The organism is Bradyrhizobium sp. JYMT SZCCT0428 (genome assembly GCF_018131075.1).
Classification (GTDB): Bacteria; Pseudomonadota; Alphaproteobacteria; order Rhizobiales; family Xanthobacteraceae; genus Bradyrhizobium.
The window spans coordinates 302,303-320,896 of record NZ_JAFCLS010000001.1; the positions used below are offsets into that span (position 1 = coordinate 302,303).

The 18,594-nt window shown below is 59.4% G+C and carries 24 protein-coding genes; 5 read left to right on the top strand and 19 right to left on the bottom strand.

The features are described from left to right. Positions 1 to 107: 107 nt before the first annotated feature. The 16 genes from JQ575_RS01575 to JQ575_RS01650 form a co-directional block, all read right to left on the bottom strand. The gene (locus JQ575_RS01575; protein WP_212031524.1) at positions 108 to 908 is read right to left on the bottom strand and encodes a 3'-5' exonuclease; all 801 of its coding nucleotides are present in this window, start codon (positions 906 to 908) and stop codon (positions 108 to 110) included. A 14-nt stretch (positions 909 to 922) separates the two neighbouring features. Then, entirely contained in the window at positions 923 to 1,369 is a 447-nt protein-coding gene (locus tag JQ575_RS01580) for a hypothetical protein (RefSeq protein ID WP_212031525.1), read from the bottom strand. Between the two features lie 461 nt (positions 1,370 to 1,830). Continuing rightward, complete coding sequence (locus JQ575_RS01585) at positions 1,831 to 2,310, bottom strand: helix-turn-helix transcriptional regulator (RefSeq protein WP_212031526.1); 480 nt, start codon at positions 2,308 to 2,310, stop codon at positions 1,831 to 1,833. 277 nt (positions 2,311 to 2,587) lie between these two features. After that, positions 2,588 to 3,295, bottom strand: a complete 708-nt coding sequence (locus JQ575_RS01590; protein ID WP_212031527.1) for an ATP-dependent Clp protease proteolytic subunit — start codon at positions 3,293 to 3,295, stop codon at positions 2,588 to 2,590. Positions 3,296 to 3,623: 328 nt separating this feature from the next. Beyond that, positions 3,624 to 5,186, bottom strand: a complete 1,563-nt coding sequence (locus tag JQ575_RS01595) for a terminase TerL endonuclease subunit (RefSeq protein ID WP_212031599.1) — start codon at positions 5,184 to 5,186, stop codon at positions 3,624 to 3,626. Then, a complete protein-coding gene (locus JQ575_RS01600; protein WP_212031528.1) occupies positions 5,183 to 5,599 on the bottom strand; it encodes a hypothetical protein in 417 nt (138 codons plus the stop codon). The genes JQ575_RS01595 and JQ575_RS01600 overlap by 4 nt, the downstream gene beginning before the upstream one ends. Before the next feature lie 834 nt (positions 5,600 to 6,433). Continuing rightward, entirely contained in the window at positions 6,434 to 6,835 is a 402-nt protein-coding gene (locus JQ575_RS01605) for a hypothetical protein (RefSeq protein ID WP_212031529.1), read from the bottom strand. Position 6,836: 1 nt separating this feature from the next. Continuing rightward, positions 6,837 to 7,373 (bottom strand): hypothetical protein, encoded by a 537-nt coding sequence (locus JQ575_RS01610; RefSeq protein ID WP_212031530.1) that lies wholly within the window; start codon positions 7,371 to 7,373, stop codon positions 6,837 to 6,839. A gap of 79 nt (positions 7,374 to 7,452) precedes the next feature. Continuing rightward, positions 7,453 to 7,701 (bottom strand): hypothetical protein, encoded by a 249-nt coding sequence (locus tag JQ575_RS01615; protein WP_212031531.1) that lies wholly within the window; start codon positions 7,699 to 7,701, stop codon positions 7,453 to 7,455. Further along, entirely contained in the window at positions 7,698 to 9,053 is a 1,356-nt protein-coding gene (locus JQ575_RS01620) for a DUF3631 domain-containing protein (RefSeq protein WP_212031532.1), read from the bottom strand. Before JQ575_RS01620 ends, JQ575_RS01615 begins: the two co-directional genes overlap by 4 nt. Next, positions 9,050 to 9,274 carry a hypothetical protein gene (locus JQ575_RS01625; RefSeq protein WP_212031533.1) on the bottom strand — a complete coding sequence of 75 codons (225 nt, stop codon included), beginning with the start codon at positions 9,272 to 9,274 and terminating at the stop codon, positions 9,050 to 9,052. The genes JQ575_RS01620 and JQ575_RS01625 overlap by 4 nt, the downstream gene beginning before the upstream one ends. Beyond that, the gene (locus tag JQ575_RS01630) at positions 9,271 to 9,492 is read right to left on the bottom strand and encodes a hypothetical protein (protein WP_212031534.1); all 222 of its coding nucleotides are present in this window, start codon (positions 9,490 to 9,492) and stop codon (positions 9,271 to 9,273) included. Before JQ575_RS01630 ends, JQ575_RS01625 begins: the two co-directional genes overlap by 4 nt. Next, a complete protein-coding gene (locus tag JQ575_RS01635) occupies positions 9,485 to 10,363 on the bottom strand; it encodes a hypothetical protein (protein WP_212031535.1) in 879 nt (292 codons plus the stop codon). Before JQ575_RS01635 ends, JQ575_RS01630 begins: the two co-directional genes overlap by 8 nt. 200 nt (positions 10,364 to 10,563) lie before the next feature. Further along, positions 10,564 to 10,806: an AlpA family transcriptional regulator gene (locus JQ575_RS01640; protein WP_212031536.1), complete on the bottom strand. Its 243-nt coding sequence runs from the start codon at positions 10,804 to 10,806 to the stop codon at positions 10,564 to 10,566. An 85-nt stretch (positions 10,807 to 10,891) separates the two neighbouring features. Then, complete coding sequence (locus JQ575_RS01645) at positions 10,892 to 11,335, bottom strand: hypothetical protein (RefSeq protein ID WP_212031537.1); 444 nt, start codon at positions 11,333 to 11,335, stop codon at positions 10,892 to 10,894. Then, positions 11,322 to 12,539, bottom strand: a complete 1,218-nt coding sequence (locus JQ575_RS01650; protein ID WP_212031538.1) for a site-specific integrase — start codon at positions 12,537 to 12,539, stop codon at positions 11,322 to 11,324. Before JQ575_RS01650 ends, JQ575_RS01645 begins: the two co-directional genes overlap by 14 nt. A 198-nt stretch (positions 12,540 to 12,737) precedes the next feature. On the opposite strand from JQ575_RS01650, the gene JQ575_RS01655 reads away from it, so the two are divergent. Next, positions 12,738 to 13,265, top strand: coding sequence for a hypothetical protein (locus JQ575_RS01655; RefSeq protein ID WP_212031539.1), 528 nt, complete (start codon positions 12,738 to 12,740; stop codon positions 13,263 to 13,265). A 9-nt stretch (positions 13,266 to 13,274) separates the two neighbouring features. On the opposite strand, the gene JQ575_RS01660 is transcribed toward JQ575_RS01655, so the two are convergent. Beyond that, the gene (locus tag JQ575_RS01660) at positions 13,275 to 13,382 is read right to left on the bottom strand and encodes a DUF1993 family protein (RefSeq protein ID WP_312015866.1); all 108 of its coding nucleotides are present in this window, start codon (positions 13,380 to 13,382) and stop codon (positions 13,275 to 13,277) included. Between the two features lie 39 nt (positions 13,383 to 13,421). Between JQ575_RS01660 and JQ575_RS01665 the strand changes: the two genes are divergently transcribed. Together JQ575_RS01665 and JQ575_RS01670 are read left to right on the top strand one after the other, a co-directional pair. Next, entirely contained in the window at positions 13,422 to 14,201 is a 780-nt protein-coding gene (locus JQ575_RS01665; RefSeq protein ID WP_212031540.1) for a transporter substrate-binding domain-containing protein, read from the top strand. Positions 14,202 to 14,387: 186 nt separating this feature from the next. Further along, positions 14,388 to 15,224, top strand: coding sequence for a DUF2147 domain-containing protein (locus JQ575_RS01670; RefSeq protein WP_212031541.1), 837 nt, complete (start codon positions 14,388 to 14,390; stop codon positions 15,222 to 15,224). A gap of 189 nt (positions 15,225 to 15,413) precedes the next feature. On the opposite strand, the gene JQ575_RS01675 is transcribed toward JQ575_RS01670, so the two are convergent. After that, complete coding sequence (locus tag JQ575_RS01675) at positions 15,414 to 15,818, bottom strand: cupin domain-containing protein (RefSeq protein ID WP_212031542.1); 405 nt, start codon at positions 15,816 to 15,818, stop codon at positions 15,414 to 15,416. A gap of 23 nt (positions 15,819 to 15,841) precedes the next feature. After that, positions 15,842 to 16,540, bottom strand: coding sequence for a ribonuclease activity regulator RraA (locus JQ575_RS01680; RefSeq protein ID WP_212031543.1), 699 nt, complete (start codon positions 16,538 to 16,540; stop codon positions 15,842 to 15,844). Positions 16,541 to 16,794: 254 nt separating this feature from the next. On the opposite strand from JQ575_RS01680, the gene pxpB reads away from it, so the two are divergent. Both pxpB and JQ575_RS01690 read left to right on the top strand, forming a co-directional pair. After that, positions 16,795 to 17,526, top strand: coding sequence for a 5-oxoprolinase subunit PxpB (gene pxpB / locus JQ575_RS01685; RefSeq protein ID WP_212031544.1), 732 nt, complete (start codon positions 16,795 to 16,797; stop codon positions 17,524 to 17,526). Next, positions 17,523 to 18,578, top strand: coding sequence for a biotin-dependent carboxyltransferase family protein (locus JQ575_RS01690; protein ID WP_212031545.1), 1,056 nt, complete (start codon positions 17,523 to 17,525; stop codon positions 18,576 to 18,578). The genes pxpB and JQ575_RS01690 overlap by 4 nt, the downstream gene beginning before the upstream one ends. Positions 18,579 to 18,594: the final 16 nt, after the last annotated feature.

Below are 18,594 nucleotides of genomic sequence, written 5' to 3' on the forward strand. Positions count from 1 at the left end.
GATCGTGGAGGAAGGCCCCTCTCGGGAAAACGACATCATGATCGCGACGATAGCCGGGCTTGTTAGCCTGGATGATTCCTTATCAGCAATTTCGTTAGATCGCCGTGTCAGGTTGCTGAGAGGGCGGCCTGTTCGCTGCACGGCACGAACATCGGCATGGGCCGAGACGTCGCGCGCCAGCGGTCTAGGAAGGCGCCTAAGTGCGGGCGTACATCCCTTTCAGTTTCCAGGCACTCGATCAGACTTTGAAGCGATGCGTTGTGGCCTGCCGGATCGACCCTGCCGCTCAGGAGCGCCCACCGAATGTACAATACGAAAAGATTGAGGCAGTCACCTTCGCAGTAAGCGCGAACGTTGTCGATCTCGCCGCGCCGAACCATCGCCTCGACCTCAGATCCATGGCCGCCGATCTTGCCTGGAAGTCCGAGAGCGACCGCAACATCATCCAAGCTCATCGAAGCGCACGCCCTGTAGTCCGAGAGCTGCTCCATCAAGTCACAATGCCAGTCCGGAGCAAACCGCTGCATGTAGTTGTCCCACTTTGTACCTTGCTGGTACCAGCTATGCGTGGAGATGCCGTAGATCATAGCGCGGGCGCGAAGCACCGGAAGGTCAAACCCTTTGCCATTCCAGGTAACCACTCGCGGCGCGCGTTCCGCGAAGTACTGCCAAAATTTCGAAAGGAGGCGCTGCTCGTCCCAATCTGCGTCACCACCGGATCGACAACACTCAACCGCGTACCTCACTGGAAGTCCCTTGTCGTACTCGATACGCGCCTCAACGAAGGAGATCGCAACGATCTGATGCCAGATAGGCTTGGGCGGAAACTTTCCGTCATTCCATTCGGGAATAAGCCTGCGGTCTGGGATAGTCTCGATGTCAAGGCAAATGATCCTATCGTGTTCCACGGTTCAAGCTCCGTTCAATGCTGGCAGTTGAAAACGTTGAGGGCGCGAGTCCAGCTTTCAACCTCGCTGTCGGCGCGCAGGAAGTCCGCCGTGCTCAAGCGGATCGAGGCATGCACGCCCGAAAAGAACGCGACTCGCTCAAGGGACAGCGAGACGCACGCGGTGATGTCGAAGTCAGTGGCCGTGTAGGCGTAGGCGCCAGAGCCGGTTCTGGGGTTTCCGCGGACAAAACGAAAATCCCATTTCCCGTGATGCGCTCGCTCGCGTCCTTTGACCTGGACGCGGCAATACCGCCTCTTTCCGAGGTCAACGCCAATGTCATAGGGCGCATCGCGGCGGGCACCATGGGCATCGAACCCTGCCTTGAGCAGCTTCGCGATGACAAACGCTTCCGCAGCGTCCCCGGACCGAATGTCGCTCCGAACCGGCCTTGTGGGCTGCCGAATATCCTCGGCGAACAATGAGAGTTGAGCCATAGGCGTTTATCCTTTTGGAATTCAGGCGTGCGAAGTCGCTCCTCCCATTCAGAGCAGCAGCGGAGAAGTCACGCGATGAAGGCTGTCAGAATGGAATTTCGTCGTCGTCAAGCGTCCGGGCTGGCGGGATGTCGCTGTCGTCGAGTGTCGGAAGCTCCGCGCCGTTTACCCAGACAATGGTGCTGCTGTTGCGGGCTTTGTTGGGAGCAGGAGCGAACCTAGGGGGCAGCGATCCTTGAAAGATAGATGCTCGCCGCGGCTGCGTGCCACCCGGCTCCACCGATAGAAGGACGGTACGGGAGGAGCGATAGTTCACTTTGGTCAAATAGTCGTATTCGTACTCGTAAATCTCTGACTCGCAGGCCCAAAACAGGTAGTCGGCCCCAAGTAGCATAACGCCGTGATCAGCGAACCTCTCCAAGCGGGCAGCGATGTCGTCTGCCGTCTTAAGGCGATTGAGTTGGAATTGTAAACTGGGGTCTCCATCCCAAGCCTCCGGCACATTCACGTCCAACTGTTTTCCGAAAATTTTCCACCGCTTGTTCGAATTCCACCAGAAATGTGCGCGCCGCGTCGTCGCGGACCGGGGCCTTCAAATGCCACCGGAGGTTTTCGGCTCCCGTGAGAAGTTCCTCCAGTCGCGCCCAATCCAGTTTGCGCAGCATGATGGTTCCCGGCTCGGGATCGCCACCGCTATCATCAGTCGCCTCTGCGGTCGGAGGATTACGAAAGTACTCTTCCGTCACCTGCAGCTTGTTTATCACTTGCTGAAGTGTCTCCAACTTCACCTCCTCTCCGCGGTCAATCTTCGACAAGGTTTTCCGGTCAACACGCGTCTTCTCGAACGCGTCCATCCGCGTAAACCCTTTGATTTTCAACAGCTCTGAAAGGGCTCCGGGGCGGGGGCGTACTTTGATTTTGGCCATGTGAAACCTCCCAATGCGGAGAGAATGGCCCTAAAAAAGCGGAAAGAATAGCGGAATTATCTGAGGACTTTTATGAACGGCGTGCGGAATTTTCTGTGTCGAAGGGATTTTTGGTGAGTTCGGGTAAGTTGTTCGTGCGCAAAGACGGGACCAAGCCCACCCCCCAAATCGCTGTCATTTAGCCCCAAACACTAATGGAGGTGGGCTGAACAATGAAGTTGCTATTCTGAGTAGGAGGAGAAAGACTTCGCTCGCTCGCAGTAAAGCGTTGAATCACTCAACAACGGTAAGACGTGGTGAACACGCTCGGAGCTGCCAGGTCCACTTTCTCTGTTTTCTTGACTTCAAAGAATGCCGAAACCCGGCACGCCTCATAATAATTTTTCGACGTCATGTAGGTTGGTAAGAAAAGGTTTCTGGTTTCCTTCAGCATCCGCTGCGCAGCGTCAGGCCAGCCCGGATCGCAAGCTGGAGTGAGCCCCTCAAACTCGTGAACGATTCCGGTCTCAATAGCTGCCGCGCAGCCCAAGGTATCTTCCGTCCCCTTCTCGGTCTCCAGAAACGATTTGGAGTAACCGGTGCGATCAGCAAAGATATCGACCGTCCGCGCGTCGATCCTCGCAAGACCGTCGGCGTAGGCTCGGAGGACGTCCGCTGTCACTTGTTCTGGCAATTCACCCCGATCGCGGTGCGTCGGATGCAGCAGAAATTCTGCGCCTGCCTTCGCCCTACGCAACCCCGCTGCCATATAGACCAACAACGCAGATGAAAAACACTCGGCGGTCGCCGTCGCTACGATCGGAACGGGTAGCGCCCTCAGTAGGGTGTAAATGGCGAAACCTTCCTCCGAACTTCCGCCGGTCGAAATGATATCGATGCTGAGCGCACTATAAGATCCTGCAGTGTCCAGCTTTTCACGAATAGCCCGCACTGATATCGGTTTGTCCGGGCCAACTGCGCCCTTTAATGTGAGTTCTAAAATCATGACCGACGTTTCCCTGCTCCCTCGCCAGACGACGTCAAGTCGGGCCCCTGCAGATCCGACAATCCGTCGGGGCGATATCCATAAGCGCGCCAGCAAGGCGCAAAGAAAGCATCGTCGCACCTAGTATTCTCGACGACCGCATCTGAGTGCCTAAGCCGCAATACTTCGGCCATGGTGACACAATGCTGCGCGTAGTCGCGCGTTTGCAAAGCACCCTCCGGACAGGTTTTGTCCAGCCTGAGTGCATGGGCAAAACATTTCGCCGCTTGTTGCTCGTAGTGTTCGGCGATCTCTAGGTCCGAGTACTGTTTCCCCATCGAGCCCTCCTTTATACAAAAAGAATCTGATACGTCGGCGGTGGCTTTGCGTCATCCATTGGAACGGCACCGCGGGCCATGGTCAACGCGACCATGCCGTCAATACGTCCTGCGCTTCGATTCTTAGACAGCTTTCTGTTTGAGGCATCCTTCCCGTCGACAACGCAATTCGCTGCGCACATAGAAAGGACAGGATGCCCGCCGTGGGCGATCCGGGCGTTGAGGATGTCACCCTCGAGTTCTCGCAGCGCTGGACTCATGGATTGAGTGCCTTGCCCAAATTCCTTGAACCGCTCCGCAATAAACGCTTCATTAAAGCCAGCTTTCAAAAGCCATGGCTTCAAGTGCTTCATGTTCCAGCGATCGAAGGCAATCGTCCGAATATTGTATTTGTCAAATTCACCCCGCAACCAGGACGCCACATATTCATAGTCAACTGATTTGCCCGGCGCTGCCAGGAGAAATCCCTGCTCGTGCCACAGGTCGTAAGGGACACGATCCTTGCGTCCCCGTTCCGCTAAGCCATCTCCGGGAAGCCAGAAAGTTGGCTTTACATGCCACACACCATCGCCATTCGGCTTGCCGATTAGGACACATGCCGTGAGGTCTCCGACCTCACTGAGGTCCAAAGCACCCCAGACAGGAATCTGCTTCGAGAATTCCATCACCGGACCCGAGCACGACTTCCACAGTTCGCGCGAGATGAATGGGGACGCGGCTTCAACTCGGCGGTTCAAAACTAGATTTTCAAACTCAGACTGTCGCGCCGGCATTCGCCTAGCGTCTTCCGCCATCGCCAGAACTTCTTTTTTATTCATAAAGATATCGAACGCCGGGTTTGCGGCCCGGATGGCATCAACTGAAAAGGGGTCTAGTTCTGACGAAGCGGTATGCAGGCGCAAAACCGTGCGCGGATCGTTACCAGCGGCAGCATCGTCAATAAGGACGCTAAGCAAGTCCGCATCGGTAGCTGCCTGGGTTGAAATGATCACAGTCAAAGGCTGGTCCTGCATGGCGGTTGCCAATTCCATCGCCTCAAACAGTTCTGATCGAGCGCCGCGCACCTGACCGAGCTCATCAGCGATATGGAGCGCTGGCGACAAACCTAAGGCCGTTGGGGCGTCTGCCGAGAGCGCCCGGTAAACCGTGCCAAGTCCCTCGCAATAGAGCTGCTTGCCGCTTTCACGAATCCCAACATGCTCAATCAGCAACGGCGAGAGGCGAACTATTTTCGAGGCAATCGAAAATAGAATTGCAGCCTGATCGCGTGACAGCGCCGTGCTGTACAATTGAGAATTCGCTCGCGCTTCCGGGCCGCAGAGGTGCAGCAACACGATTAAGGCAGATTGGGAAGTCTTTAGGTTTTTCCGGCCCCTGCTGATAATCGCTCTCCGGGTTGTTGCGCGTTTATTGTCGTAAATGGCGATGAAGTCGGCCCGCATATAGTCGGGCAGGATGAAGGGCTTGCCAATTTTCCGACCTTCTGGAATGCAGCAATGCTGTTCGATCCACGCAATGTTGCGCTCTGCTCGAGTTCGCAGCGCTTTCGGCTTCCGTCTCTTTGCCGCTTTCATGGATCCCACGGCAGTTTTCCCGTTGGCGGGAGTTTCTTTTTTGATTTGTCATAGAGCGACTGCTGCGAAAGCCGCATTCGGGTCGCAAGGGACGAAATAGCGCGACCCTCGCGTTCCTGCATAATCAGAAGCTGGTTGTAGGCGTCGATATCGAAGGCATCGGCCTTCATGGCCTGCTGGATCAACTGAGCGACCCGCCGAGCTGAAACGATGTGGCGGCAATACTGCGAAAGTAACCCATGGGTTTCACGGGGGAACCAGTCAGCCGGCAGCCTGTTTACAACCGCCCACCATTCCGCCGATTCCTCGTCCGTTAGATCGTAAGGACTGTCTGGCCGAGGGATGGCCTCCGGACGTGCCAGGGTTGCCACCGCAAGCGATGCCGATGATTTACGTCCTCCTTTTGCCTTCATGGTGCTCAGCTTTCTTACTCAAGAACCTTTTTTGGGGGAACGTTGCAGAGTTGTTCTACCCGAGCGGTAGAAAGGCCCTAGCTCACCATGTTTTGGACGCCCCCCCTGGGGTGTAGGAAGCCGTCCGGAGTTCCCTGGGTGGTTCGGAGAGGTTGGCCAGCCATCCGGGCCAATTGCCGTACTGAAGCCACGGCGCTCCTGCCTCTGTTTGCTGGCGGAATGGTGCACGCCGCACAAAGACTGAAGCGGCGCGTTCCAGAACCTCTCGGGGTCGCCGTCGTGGCGTGTGACGTGGTCCGCGACCGTGGCAGAGACCATATGGCCAGCCTCGCGACAAAAGCGGCAGTAGGGTTCAGCTTTCAACTGCTCGGCGCGCCGCGTCTTCCACCTGGCTGAGCCGTACCACGCGCGCCACCCATGGGTTGCCGTGCTCCGCTTGCTGCTCATTTCACGACTCGATGGCTTAGCCGCCACCGCCACCACCACCCGCGGCATCCTCCGGAGGGTCGGCGGCGCGGAGCCGCGACAATGATGTAAATTTGAGTCGCGGCCGTCATCTGAGTTAGCCCAAAACCGCTAGCGGCCTGAAGAACTCCCGGCGATATCGCTGAGGGTCGAAAACTTCGCCTGGCTGTAGATCGAACCAGATCGCGACTGCATCATTTTCGTCATCTAGGTCGACATATGCCATGACCGTCGCGGCGTCCTCGCACAATACAAAGTGCACAGCGACAATCTTTCCTGATCTGCCAGCGTTCCGCAGTTCTTGAATCCGCTGGTGAATTAGCGCACGGCATTCGAGCAACATTCGTGGCATTTCAATAACCCCCAAAATTATTTCGCCCCGCCCGATTTCACGCAAAGGCGCCAACAATCCTGCCCCGCCGAGCCTGGCCTTATTCCCTTCGAAGTTGAGCGCGAGATCCACATTCCTCCGTTGTGGGTGACGAACACGCCAGAACGGTATTCTTTCGTTTCGTCGAAAACCTCCCATTCAACAGGCGGGCGACTCTCGAGCTGACAAATCCGTCCGATCAAAGGCGAGACGCAATCCTTGACATATGTTTTCACGAGAGGCCCTAATGCCTCGGCCATGGCTTCAATTTGCTGCAGTGTACTGTCGCTCAGGCCAGCCTGCTTCGCAAACTGTCGCTTCTGATCGTCAGAAGGAGATTCCAGAGCCGCAACCTGTTCCGCGGTTAGCGTCTTGCCGTCGATAATGTATTTACGGGCCACGTCAGGTCTCCTTTAAAATCTTGCCGGCCAGGCCCTTCATTGCGTCTGAATAAGGCACCGGAAACGACCGAGGCGGCGATAATCCCGCTTCCGAAAGAATTTTGTTCGAGTCGCCAATGGCTCGGAGAGCTTCTTCGGCCAAGTCGACCGCCTTGATCAGCCTTTCGGCGGCGCGCCGGCGCGACGGTGCCAATGCCAAGCCCAATGCGCGCGCGTGATCCGGCATAATCGTCGCGATCTGGCGATGCAGTGCACTGGATCGGTGACGTCGCGATTCCACCTCGCAATTGAGCTTGCCGCGTTCGGCTTCAAGGGCGTCGTGCTCCGAGCCTAAAAGGTCTTCGCCGACCTTCTGGAAATCGACGCGTTCAGAGATCTGGCGCAGCCGCGCTAAGGCTTCGGAATTCTTTGCGTTGATCTCGAGCAATTCGCGCTCCGCCGCAATCAGACCGTCAGGCTTTGCAACACCGAACGCGATCGCTGAAGCCTCCGAAACCCGTTCGGAAAATATTCTGGTAATGGTGGCCACGACGTTCATTCGCTGGCGTCCTAATTCGAGTGGTGAAGCAGCTTCGCAAAACAAATATCATCCCCGGTTCGCCGAAAGCGTAACGACGTTACAGGTCCAGCTTTTTGCGGAGCGCCAAGACCGCCGCAATCGCTACAGCGAGCTCGCGCGGGTCAGGCCGCTCAATGGTCCAAGCTTCCAGAAAGCCAAGGTCGGAGAGATTGTCGGCATCCGCCGGTGTGACCTCGAGCTTGACCAATACTTTCTTTGCCTTTTTGCGGGCCCGGCACGCGCGAACGCGCTCGGCGACAGTTTTGGGCTGGGGCCGCTCCCTCGGTCGATCGGTGGCGTCGCTCATGCGGCGGCACCTGCTCGCACGTCAATGTTGGCCTCCCAATCGGCCAAGCACTCCCGGTGTAATTTGGCCGATGTCGCTCCCCGGGTTACTTCAACGAGATCGCCAGATTCCCCGCATGAGCAGCACTCCTGAGAAAGGGCGCCGCTGGCGCAAACGTGCGCTACCAGCGCTACCTCCGCTACCGGTTTGTTTTGATTAATCAATTCAGTAGCGGTGGTAGCGCCGGTAGCGCTTAAGTCCGGCAGGTATCGGTTCCAGGCATCGGCGAAGGTCTCGGCCTGATATCCTTTCTTGTTGGTGCCCTCGATTTTGACGTCGCAAGACTTGATGCCGTAGCCCTTGAGGCGCTTTGCCAGCCCGCGATCGTCCAGGGGGCGGCCAAAGATGATCCGCCATGGCGATTCAGGGCGGTCATGCAATCGCTGCAATAATGTTTCGGTCCAGAGTCTCACGTCCGTGCCGAACGCATCACGAATGTGCTCCAGAAGTTCAACCCCAGGCGATGTGGCCTCCGCTTTCCCGCCCTGTACAAAATAGGATGCGGCTTTCCGTGCTAATTCTGGCCAATTGCCGCCTGCGGCGTCGGCGATTAGCAGCAAAGGTTCCCAGCACTCAGCGGCCCGGTCCGTCACACCCGGTGGCATCTGCGCTGTTTCCCTGCTCAAGTCAGGTAGTGATGACGTCCACAACGCGATCTTATCGAAGATGCCGGTAGCGATCGGCTGCACCATTCGTGTCCGAAACTGCTCCACCACTTCATCCGGCGCCCTCCTACGCATCCGGATTATGATGGCGCGCGAGGCCAACGTGTCCGGCAGATCCTTGAGTCCAGCCAACGCGACGGGGGCAAACGAATCCAGCTCCTCGACTTCAATCCGTTTACCAATGGTGATGCAGCGGTAGGCCTTTGCACCGCGCTTATAGCCAGAGTTCAAAATCGATCGGACGTCGAGGTTACCCTCTTCGCGTTTACTGTTGCCGAACAGTGCGTCGATCTCGTCAAACAAGATCGTGTGACCGCCTTCCGCCACCTTCCTCACCAATGCAGCGGGTGACAAATTGAAACTGAGCAGAGACCCGGGTGTCAGGATTTCCGTCACTTCGAGGGCGCGAGTCTTTCCGCTCTCTTTCTCCTCCGACATAAAGGCAATCCGCGGCGTCGTGTGCCAGTGCTGCATGCAATGCGAATGTGCAATCCAAAGCGCGTGAGCGGTTTGGGCATGTTCGGTCGGGTAGCGGACGTAACGTCCCAAGAACCCGAACACCTGCCGGAGTACGCGGTCACCGGTGGCGGCGTCGTGATCCGCAGCGAAGCGATCAAGTTCTGCGTTAGTCAGCGTTTCCGGATTCATTGACCGACCTCCATCGTATCGGCGACGGTGTCCAGACATCCAGGTGCGACATACGCAGCCCATTCGACTGCGTCGCTCGAACTAATCCGGTCGGTCTTCAACGCCATACCGATCTCGACCAGCTCTTCCGCGATAAGGCGCACTCGGCTGATCGCTACTCGAATTCTTTGCAACGTGAATTCCCGATCTTCATCGCGTTGTGTGGCGATAGCGCTGGTCATGCAGAGAACCTCGCGCCGCTGAAGTCGCTGATGGCAATGCCGGCGATATGGGCCTGGGCAGGATCCTGAAAGCGGCAGGTCGAAAGCCACCGTGAATGACCGGCCGAATAGCGAATGGCCAAACTGCTCGTACCATCTGAAGGATCGCGAACTTCGACGATATCGACGACGGCACCAATTGCGCGCGAGACGGCTTGAATTGCTGTGGCCTCACTCATCGGACACATCCAGTGCGCCGACTAGGCGCTTGATGATTTCGCGTTCACTCGCTTCCGCGATCTTCATGATCTCGAATTGGTGCCGTGGTAGGTGCCGCTCGATTACTCTCTCGACAAGCCGACGAAGCTCTCCCGGCGGAATAGCATCAAGCTCGACGTACACGTCGCCGAAGCCCTTGGACCGTGAGTCCGAAGTCTTGGTTGGCCGCGTTGGCAACTCCATTGCCTTGATCTGGTAGGGCGTGACGGCGGCGCGGTGGAAGTGGATCTCCGCCCATGGCACCATCTCCCGCAACGTCGACTCGATCTTCTCTCCGGCGTTGACGCCGGACGGGTCGAAGTCGCCGAAGTGGTAAATGTAGGTGGGGACGTCCAACTCGCCGATGTACTCGGCCGCTCCGTACAGGAACGAGAGGCTTGCGTAGCCCCGCGCCACCATCAACGGGACGTCGTACATGCTGGTAATGGGGAAGATCACGCCCGATAGGGCGTCCTTCTCCAGCCATATCTCGACGTAGCAGTCGGCGTCAGCCCAGAGTGACTTCCTGTACAGCCTCGCCGTCTCGTCCAGCGCCGCCTGGACGCCGTCATAGGTCCGCGGGCGACGCTGAAACCGGGTGTTGTCGGCGATCCATCCGTAAGGCAGCGCGCCGCTCTGGCGCATCTGCACGAGGTCTGTCTGGACCTTGGTGTAACCGGACTCCGACTTCTCCACCAAGCCGAGGACCGTGGCCTGGTAGAACACCTGACGAACCGTCATCGGGTGCATCGCGGCGATAATGTTATGCAGTTGTTTGCGCCGATGGCGAACCTCTTCCCTGGAGGCTCGGTACCGCTTTATATGGCTTGCCTCATAAACGGTTGCGGTCATGCGGCACCGCCTTGGCCGAACACGAGGGGCCGCAACATCTCCGCTACAGGGGCGCTGATTGCGTAGCGGCGCTTAAGGCGTGAGAGCTGCAGAAGCTGTTGCAGTTCGGACTGATCTGGCCTAAATTCCGCGGCGTCCTGGCAGACACCGTTGGGAATTGGCTCGCCTAATTGGCGGGCCTTTTCTATTTGGGTCATGGATTATTCAGCCTCCCCATCGCGCGCAGCAATGCGGTCCTGCTGATGTGCCAACACCTCGCCTTCCGGCCAGCCGACGGCGCGTCCATCCGTGTCGAGCTTAATGGGTTTGGAAAACTTGCCCGCCTTGATCTTGTCGTAAAGGGTCGCGCGCGACCATCCGGTCGCTTCCAAGACGGCAGGTAGGCGCAGGATGCGCTGCAAACCCGCGCCTCCTTTGCCTGTAACTTCCGGTCGAACCAACATGTGTGTCTCCGAATAAGACGGCTCCGTGCGTTGGAGGCCTTATCCGGACATAAAAGGAGGATGGCGCCGTGTAACGCCGGAAGTTTTACCTTTTTCGCGGCGTTCGGCGGGAAGGTTTCTTGGTATGGAGCTTGTTCACTTCAGAATACAATTCCTTGCAAACTGTACGACCGATGCCAAATTTCTTTCCCACTTCTTCAAAAAGAACGTCGTCGATCGTGCGATCGCGCTTCTCGTTCAAGTGGCGAATTGTTACATAAACGTCTAGTTGGATGCTTTTTTTGAACGCCGCGCGGTCGATGTGAATCCCATCGGGATGCGGCTTGCCGAACGCGTCGTCTAACGAAGCGGCATCGAAGCTTCGAATTCTTTTGTAGCCGGTTATAAAGGCCCTTGCGGCCCATTGCGGCAACTTCAATCCGTGTACAGCGCAGTGGTTTATTGCGGCGAAGAGGGAAATACGCTTTCCTTCTTTGAAGCTTGCTTCATATGCATCGAGCATAAGCCCAGCTTCGTCATGATCCGACATGCTGACCACCGGCACAATAAGCAGCCCAATCATTCATCAGAGCGCGACGCTTTTCGCGCATGTCGCCGCGTCGATACGCCGCCTCCGTTTTATCGGAGACCGTATGGGCCAAAGCCATTTCGAGCATTTCGTTTGGATAGTTTGTTTGCTCTGCGCCCCAATCGCGAAACGCTGACCGGAAACCGTGAACGGTCACCTCCTCGCCAACCAATTCTTTCGTCAACCTAATCATAACAGCCGGCGAGATCGGCTTTCCCGGATCCGTGCCAATGAAGATGAAATCCGCGTCTCGCTGCAAACCGTTCAACAATTCGATCGCCCGATCACACAGGGGCACAACGTGATCGCGGCGCAGTGAGCCCTTCCTGGACTTTATACGCGCACCAGGGACGATCCATAGGCGCTCTACAGCGTCGATTTCGTTCCACGTCGCTCCGATTACGTCGCCTGTGCGGGCGGCGGTCAAAATTAAGAACTCCAGCGCACGGGCATTAACGCCAACCTGTTCTCGCAGATCTGTCATAAATCGCGGCAGATCCCGATAGGGCATCGCCGCGAGGTTCTTGACCGGCGCGATGCGAGCACGGGCCGGAAGCAGTTGTTCTAGGTGGCCGCGCCAGCGCGCCGGATTTTCTCCACCACGGTAGTCACGCGCCTTCGCCCAATCCAGCACGGTCTCGATTCGCCCCCGAACACGGCGCGCGGTTTCCGTCTTAGTGAGCCAGATCGGCTCCAGCACGGCCAGCACATGCGGCTTCTCGACGGCCGAAACCGGCATGTCCCCGACAACCGGGTTTACATACTGATCGAGTGTTACTTTCCATTGTTGCTTATGCCGCGCTGACTTCCAGCTTGAGGCGTGCGCATCGATATATTTTTTAGCGCATTCCCGGAATGTTATGCCCTCGCTCAGGGCGACCGCCTGCTCGATCTTCTTTTTGTGCCTCGCCTCGATCGGGTCGACGCCTTCCCATATCTGGCGGTGCATGTCCGAGGCTCGCTTGCGGGCTTCGGACAGCGACACCGAATGGATTGGTCCCAGACCCATCTTCCGAGCTCGACCGGCGATCATGTACCGGTAAACCCATGCCTTGGTTTTCTGGGCGCTGACTTGCAAATAGAGCCCGTGACCGTCACCATATAGGCCCGGCGGCAGGTCGCTCTTAACGCGCAAAGCAGATAATCTGTGTGCGACTCGAGGCATTCGAGGCTCCGTCAACAACGCACAACCCAATGTACAAATTGTTCTCGGATTGTACCGGATGACAGCGGACGAAGCCAGACGGTGATTATCTAAGAAATGCCCTATTCATGGGGATAAGTCGGACAGTAGCGGACACTAGCAGACACATCCGTAGCGGACACCGATTCCGCGGACGGAGTTCGATCCGGAGGCCGAATCGTGAGCCAAAACGACCCGACCGACAACGCCCTGGCGGCGATCGCCAGCATTCTCGATCAGCCGCCCGTGATCCCGCGCGAGCGCGAACGGCCAGCCGCTGAAGACGCGCCGGCCACCCCTCCGCCGCTCGAACCTCCGCCGCTCGAAGAATTTCAACCGATCGAAGCACTGCCGTCGCTCGCGGTTCCACCGCCGCTTGAGGCCGCCGCGCCGATCGAGGCCGCCCCGCCGCCTGAGGTCTTTCTACCTTTCGAGGCCGATGGCTATTCCAAGGTCGGGCCCGGACCAATGGCCGCGATCCGTTTCAAATGGACGGTCCGCGAGGACGATGGCGACTATTACGTCGACGAGACCATTGGCGAGAATTCGACGCCTATTGTCAGCGGACCGATGAACAAGGATGCCGCGATCCAGCTGGTCGACGACCGCGAAGCCGCGGCACGTCGCCGGTTCGAGCAACTGAAAAGCGAAATGACAGGACGCGCCGCCGTCGCCAATCTGGTGCGCAAAGACAACGGCGAGACATAATCCTACACGCTATTTCGGCGGCCCCAGGAAATCCTTCTTGGGGAGATCCACGCCGGCTTGGCGCAGGATGTCGTAAGCCGTGGTGACGTGCATCTGGTCTAAATCCTGCGCTAACACAACCAAGGTGTCATCGAACTCACCGGCGGAGAAGAACTGATGTTTCGAATGCTATTTGGTCTGGGCATGGCTGTCCTGTTGACGATGTCAGCCCATGCCCAGCAACCGGCCCCTTCCCGCCTCGACGACATCATCAAGCGCGGCACGCTGCGGGTCGGCATGACCGGCGACTACCGGCCCTTCACCTATCTCGACAAGACGACTTCGAAATTCAGCGGCTTTGACGTCGACATGGCGGAAGCGCTCGGCAAGGCGCTCGGCGTCAAGGTCGAATTCGTCCACACCGCATGGCCGCAACTGATGAAGGATTTCGAGGCCGACAATTTCGACGTTGCGATGGGCGGCGTATCGATCACGCTTGACCGGCAGAAGAAGGGCCTGTTCTCGACGCCGATCATGCGTGAGGGCAAGACGCCGATCGCGCGCTGCGCCGACAAGGGTAAGTACGAAACCATTGCCGACATCGATAAGCCCGGCACGCGTGTGATCGTCAATCCCGGCGGCACCAACGAACGGTTTGCCCGCGCCAACGTCAAGAACGCGGAAGTGAAACTGCACAACGACAACGTCACGATCTTCGACGAGATCGCCAAGGGCAATGCCGACCTGATGATGACGGATTCGTCGGAGACGCTGTACCAGCAGAAGCTGCATCCCGGCGTGCTGTGCGCGGTGCATCCCGAAAAGCCGTTCGACTTCGCCGAGAAAGCCTATTGGCTGCAGCGCGACGTCGCCCTGAAAGCCTTCGTCGATCAGTGGCTGCACATCTCAACCGAGGATGGCAGTTTCAGGAAAATCTGCGCCGCCTGGTTCGATTGATCGGCCGGCAAATATGCAATTTTCGCCGCAAATTGACCGTTTGTCGGGGGCAAATTGGGCTGCGCGGACGACATTGAACCAAAGCCGCTGATACACGACTTATCGTTTGAAAGTGATCTGGATCACGTTTTGCGAGCTGCCATTGCGTAGCTTCGGGGGTTGGGATTCCCTGCTCAGGAGGTCATTATGAAGAAGCTTCTGGCGATCGCCGCGTTTTTGCTGGCGAGCAGTGCCGCGCAGGCGCAGTACACTTTCGATTACGGCGGCCGCACCATTCGGATCGATCCCGATCGCGGCACCGTTCAGATCCCAGGCGTCTACGACAATACGCCGAAGGCCAAACGCTCGCGCAACGAGGACGGTGATCGCGACCGTCCGCGCAAGCAGTCGCCGCAACAGGCAAAGACGGACTCCAGGACGCAGCCCGACACGGTCGCTCCCGCCGCACCTGCTCCCGCCGCGCCTCTCCCCGCCGAGCAGGCCGCTGCTCCGGCGGCCCCTGCACCCGTTCCTGCAACTCCCGCACCGGTCGCGCCCGCTGAACCGTCGGCTGTCGCCGTTGCCCCGGCGGCCGATCCGGCGACTGTGCCGGCCGCTCCACTGCCGCCCAGCGCACCCGCCCCGCAGGTCCAGCAAGAGCCGCCTCCCGCGCCAAAGCCTGCGCCTGCCGTCGCCGCGGTAACGCCGCTGCCCGCACCGCCGCCGGCCGCCCCGCAGGCAGCGAACTCGCCGCTTGGCGTCTGGCTGACGGAAGAGAAGGAAGGCAAGGTCCGCATCGAACAATGCGGCGCCAATCTTTGCGGCTATTCCGTCGACAAGAAGTCAAACCGCAACGGCGAGCAGGTGCTGATCAACATGAAGCCCGGCAAGGACAACAAATGGAGCGGCCGGATTTTCGATCCGAATTCCGGCAGCACCTATGATTCAACGCTCGCGATGAAAGGCTCCGACAGCCTGCGCGTTCAGGGCTGCGCCTTTGGCGGCATGTTCTGCGGTGGCCAGACCTGGACCCGCGTGAACTGAAACGCCAACAACCCGCATTCAACTAAAGGCCCCGCCTGCACCGGCGGGGCTTTTTGTTTGCGGTTCTCGTATCGCGTCGGACCGTCCGGTTCACACTATCGGTGATGAACGGCAGGGCCCGAACAAAAAATCGCGAAAACAACCCCATGCAAAGTAGAACGGGCCTCGGCTCGCTTCATCCGGGAGACGCTAGCCGACCTTCGCCGCATACTGGGCGTCCGTGACCTTCTCCATCCAGGTCGCGTAGCTACCGTCGAGCGCTTCCTGCATCGCGATGTGGGTCATGCCATTGGTTGGCGAGGCGCCATGCCAGTGCTTCTCGCCGGGCGGGATCCAGACCACGTCGCCGGGCCGGATTTCCCGGACCGGCCCACCCACGGCCTGCACTCGGCCGATCCCCGAAACCACGTAAAGCGTCTGCCCAAGCGGATGCGAGTGCCACGCCGTACGCGCGCCGGGCTCGAAAGAGACGCGGGTGGAAACCAGCCGTGCCGGCGCCTCGGTAGCGATGATCGGATCCTGCCAGACCGTACCGGTGAAATATTCGGGCGGAGCCTTGCGCGTCGGCCGCGAGCCGGAGACGTGGATATCCATGGCGTTACCTCGCTTTGTTGATGTTATTTCTTGCTCGCCGCGTAGCGCGCCTTGGTCTCGGCATTCATGGGGTAAAGGCCGGGAAGCGCCGCGCCGTTGTTCACTTCGTTGACGATCCAGGCTTCCATCCGCTCCTGCTCGGCGCCTTCGGCCAAAATGAGGTCGAGGAACGCTTGCGGGATCAGCACCGCGCCGTCCTGATCGGCGACTACGACGTCGTTCGGAAATACCGCAACCCCGCCACAGCCGATCGGCTCGCCCCAGCCGACGAAGGTCAACCCGGCGACCGACGGTGGCGCCGCGTAACCATCGCACCAGACCGGAAGGCCGGTGCCAAGCACACCCTCGACGTCGCGCACGACGCCGTCGGTGATCAGCGCCGCGACCCCACGCTTGACCATGCGCGCGCAAAGGATATCGCCGAAGATACCGGCATCCTTGACGCCCATCGCGTCGATCACCGCGATACAGCCCTGCGGCATGGCCTCAATCGCGGTGCGGGTGGAGATCGGCGACGACCAGGATTCGGGAGTGGCGAGGTCCTCGCGCGCGGGCACGAAGCGCAGCGTGAAGGCCGGCCCGACCAGCCGCGGCTGTCCCGGGCGCAACGGTTTGGTGCCGCGCATCCAGACGTTCCGCAGGCCCTTCTTCAGCAGGACTGTGGTGATGGTGGCAGTGGACACGCGGGACAGGGTCGCGATCGCTTCAGGGGTCAGGGACATCGGTAAGGCAACGCTCCAATGGGAGGGGATCAAAAGGTAGCGCATCTTGCGGGGCGCGGGCATCGCGTCAAGGGTTCGTTCGAAGGAGTTCGATCACAACAGCTTATCACTGCCATGCAGATTAGTTTATTGAACTTGCTCAATGATTTCGCACGAAGCGAATTCCACTGGCGCGTGAAACACGCTACAGCTTGATCTCAGCCCAACGAGTCACCAGCCAGTCCTGAGACAGATCCCGAGGCAGTACCGAGGCCATGGCCGCGACGCTACCCCCGCCCCGCCTTTTGCCCAGTGGCGACAGCGCCATCACGGTGGAGTTTTCCCGCAACATCGACGATGCCGCGAACGGGCGGGTGCTGGCGCTCGACCGCGCGATGGCTGACACACCAGTCGAGGGCGTCACCGAGACCGTGCCGACCTATCGCTCGCTGCTGGTGCATTACGATCCCGTGCGAATTTCATTTGAAGCGCTTGGCGAGCATATCCTGGCGCTGGCGCAGCTGCCGATACCGGAGGCGACAAAGACCCGGCGCTGGCGCATCCCCGTGGTCTATGGCGGCGAGCACGGCGTCGACCTTGAGGACGTGGCCAAGACGCTCAAGACCACGCCCGACGACATCGTGGCGCGGCACGTCGCCGGCGATTACCGCGTCGCCATGATCGGCTTTACGCCGGGCTGGTCCTATCTCTCTGGCTTAGCGGCCTCGATGCAGATGCCGCGCCGGCAAAATCCGCGGCTGCTGACCCCGGCCGGCACGGTCTCGATCGGCGGCGTGCAGACCGGGGTGCAATGCCTGGCCGGGCCTAGTGGCTGGCACCTGCTCGGACAGACTGCAGTCCGCACCTATCAGCTGCATCGCGATCCGACTTTCCTGCTGGAACCCGGCGACGCCATTACGTTCGTGCCGGTCGACACCAAAACCTTTGCCGAGCAGGACCGCGCCGCGGCAGCGGGAGAGATCGTGGCCGAGTTGATGCCCTCATGAGCAAGCTCGTCATCACCTCGATCGGCCCGGCAAGTTCGGTACAGGATGGCGGCCGCCCCGGCTCGCAGCGCTATGGCCTGGTGCCGAGCGGCGCGATGGACCGGCTGGCGCTGGCGGCGGCCAACACGCTGGTCGGCAACGAGCCGTTTGCGGCCGCTGTCGAGATCGGCCCGTTTGGCGCCGCCTTCACCGCGCGCGGCGGCGCCGTTCGCATCGCGCTGTCAGGGGCGTCACGCAATGCCGACATCGCCGGACGCCCGGTTGCGGTCGATACGTCTGCGACGCTGGCCGACGGCGAGACCATGACGCTTGGCTTTGCCCGCAGCGGTTCGTTCAGCTACCTCGCGTTCGAGGGCGGCATCGCCGGCGAACCTGACTTTGGCAGCCTCTCCGTCAACGCGCGCGCCGGGCTCGGCAGTCCCTACCCGCGCCCGCTGCAGAGCGGCGACGAATTGCAGACGAAACCGGCCAGCGGCGCACCGGAACGCCGGATCGAGCTGCCGGCCACGGCAGAGGCGTCGATCCGCGTGGTCTGGGGACCGCAGGACGACGAATTCGCTGATGATGCCAAACAACTGTTTATCGACAGCGAGTGGAAGATTTCGGCCACCAGCGACCGCATGGGTTATCGGCTCGAAGGCCCCGTCATCAAACATCTGCACGGCCACAACATCGTTTCCGACGGCACGGTGAACGGCAGCCTGCAGGTTCCCGGCAACGGCCAGCCGATCGTGCTGATGCCGGATCGCGGCACCAGCGGCGGTTATCCCAAGATCGCGACGGTGATTTCCGCCGACTTCGGGCGGTTTGCGCAGACGCCGGCCGGGCGCGCCTTTCGCTTCAAGGCCGTCAGCATGGCGGAAGCCCAGGCCGCAGCGCGCCAATTCGCTGATTTGTTGCGTTCCCTGCCCGACCGGCTGCGGCCAATCGAAAGCTTTGATCTCAACATCGACGCGCTGCAAGATGCCAACGTCGCCGGCTACGCCGTCAGTGCCGTCGATGCGGCCACCTGGCAGGTTGCCTCGCCCGCTGACGTATCGGGCCCGGACTAACTCTAGATCCACTCAC

Excerpts from the sequence above, each read along its gene's own strand:
- JQ575_RS01585 (WP_212031526.1), bottom strand. The coding sequence starts at position 2,310 with ATGGCCAAAATCAAAGTACGCCCCCGCCCCGGAGCCCTTTCAGAGCTG.
- JQ575_RS01590 (WP_212031527.1), bottom strand. The coding sequence starts at position 3,295 with ATGATTTTAGAACTCACATTAAAGGGCGCAGTTGGCCCGGACAAACCG.
- JQ575_RS01595 (WP_212031599.1), bottom strand. The coding sequence starts at position 5,186 with ATGAAAGCGGCAAAGAGACGGAAGCCGAAAGCGCTGCGAACTCGAGCA.
- JQ575_RS01600 (WP_212031528.1), bottom strand. The coding sequence starts at position 5,599 with ATGAAGGCAAAAGGAGGACGTAAATCATCGGCATCGCTTGCGGTGGCA.
- JQ575_RS01610 (WP_212031530.1), bottom strand. The coding sequence starts at position 7,373 with ATGAACGTCGTGGCCACCATTACCAGAATATTTTCCGAACGGGTTTCG.
- JQ575_RS01615 (WP_212031531.1), bottom strand. The coding sequence starts at position 7,701 with ATGAGCGACGCCACCGATCGACCGAGGGAGCGGCCCCAGCCCAAAACT.
- JQ575_RS01620 (WP_212031532.1), bottom strand. The coding sequence starts at position 9,053 with ATGAATCCGGAAACGCTGACTAACGCAGAACTTGATCGCTTCGCTGCG.
- JQ575_RS01625 (WP_212031533.1), bottom strand. The coding sequence starts at position 9,274 with ATGACCAGCGCTATCGCCACACAACGCGATGAAGATCGGGAATTCACG.
- JQ575_RS01630 (WP_212031534.1), bottom strand. The coding sequence starts at position 9,492 with ATGAGTGAGGCCACAGCAATTCAAGCCGTCTCGCGCGCAATTGGTGCC.
- JQ575_RS01635 (WP_212031535.1), bottom strand. The coding sequence starts at position 10,363 with ATGACCGCAACCGTTTATGAGGCAAGCCATATAAAGCGGTACCGAGCC.
- JQ575_RS01640 (WP_212031536.1), bottom strand. The coding sequence starts at position 10,806 with ATGTTGGTTCGACCGGAAGTTACAGGCAAAGGAGGCGCGGGTTTGCAG.
- JQ575_RS01645 (WP_212031537.1), bottom strand. The coding sequence starts at position 11,335 with ATGTCGGATCATGACGAAGCTGGGCTTATGCTCGATGCATATGAAGCA.
- JQ575_RS01650 (WP_212031538.1), bottom strand. The coding sequence starts at position 12,539 with ATGCCTCGAGTCGCACACAGATTATCTGCTTTGCGCGTTAAGAGCGAC.
- JQ575_RS01665 (WP_212031540.1), top strand. The coding sequence starts at position 13,422 with ATGTTTCGAATGCTATTTGGTCTGGGCATGGCTGTCCTGTTGACGATG.
- JQ575_RS01670 (WP_212031541.1), top strand. The coding sequence starts at position 14,388 with ATGAAGAAGCTTCTGGCGATCGCCGCGTTTTTGCTGGCGAGCAGTGCC.
- JQ575_RS01675 (WP_212031542.1), bottom strand. The coding sequence starts at position 15,818 with ATGGATATCCACGTCTCCGGCTCGCGGCCGACGCGCAAGGCTCCGCCC.
- JQ575_RS01680 (WP_212031543.1), bottom strand. The coding sequence starts at position 16,540 with ATGTCCCTGACCCCTGAAGCGATCGCGACCCTGTCCCGCGTGTCCACT.
- pxpB (WP_212031544.1), top strand. The coding sequence starts at position 16,795 with ATGGCCGCGACGCTACCCCCGCCCCGCCTTTTGCCCAGTGGCGACAGC.
- JQ575_RS01690 (WP_212031545.1), top strand. The coding sequence starts at position 17,523 with ATGAGCAAGCTCGTCATCACCTCGATCGGCCCGGCAAGTTCGGTACAG.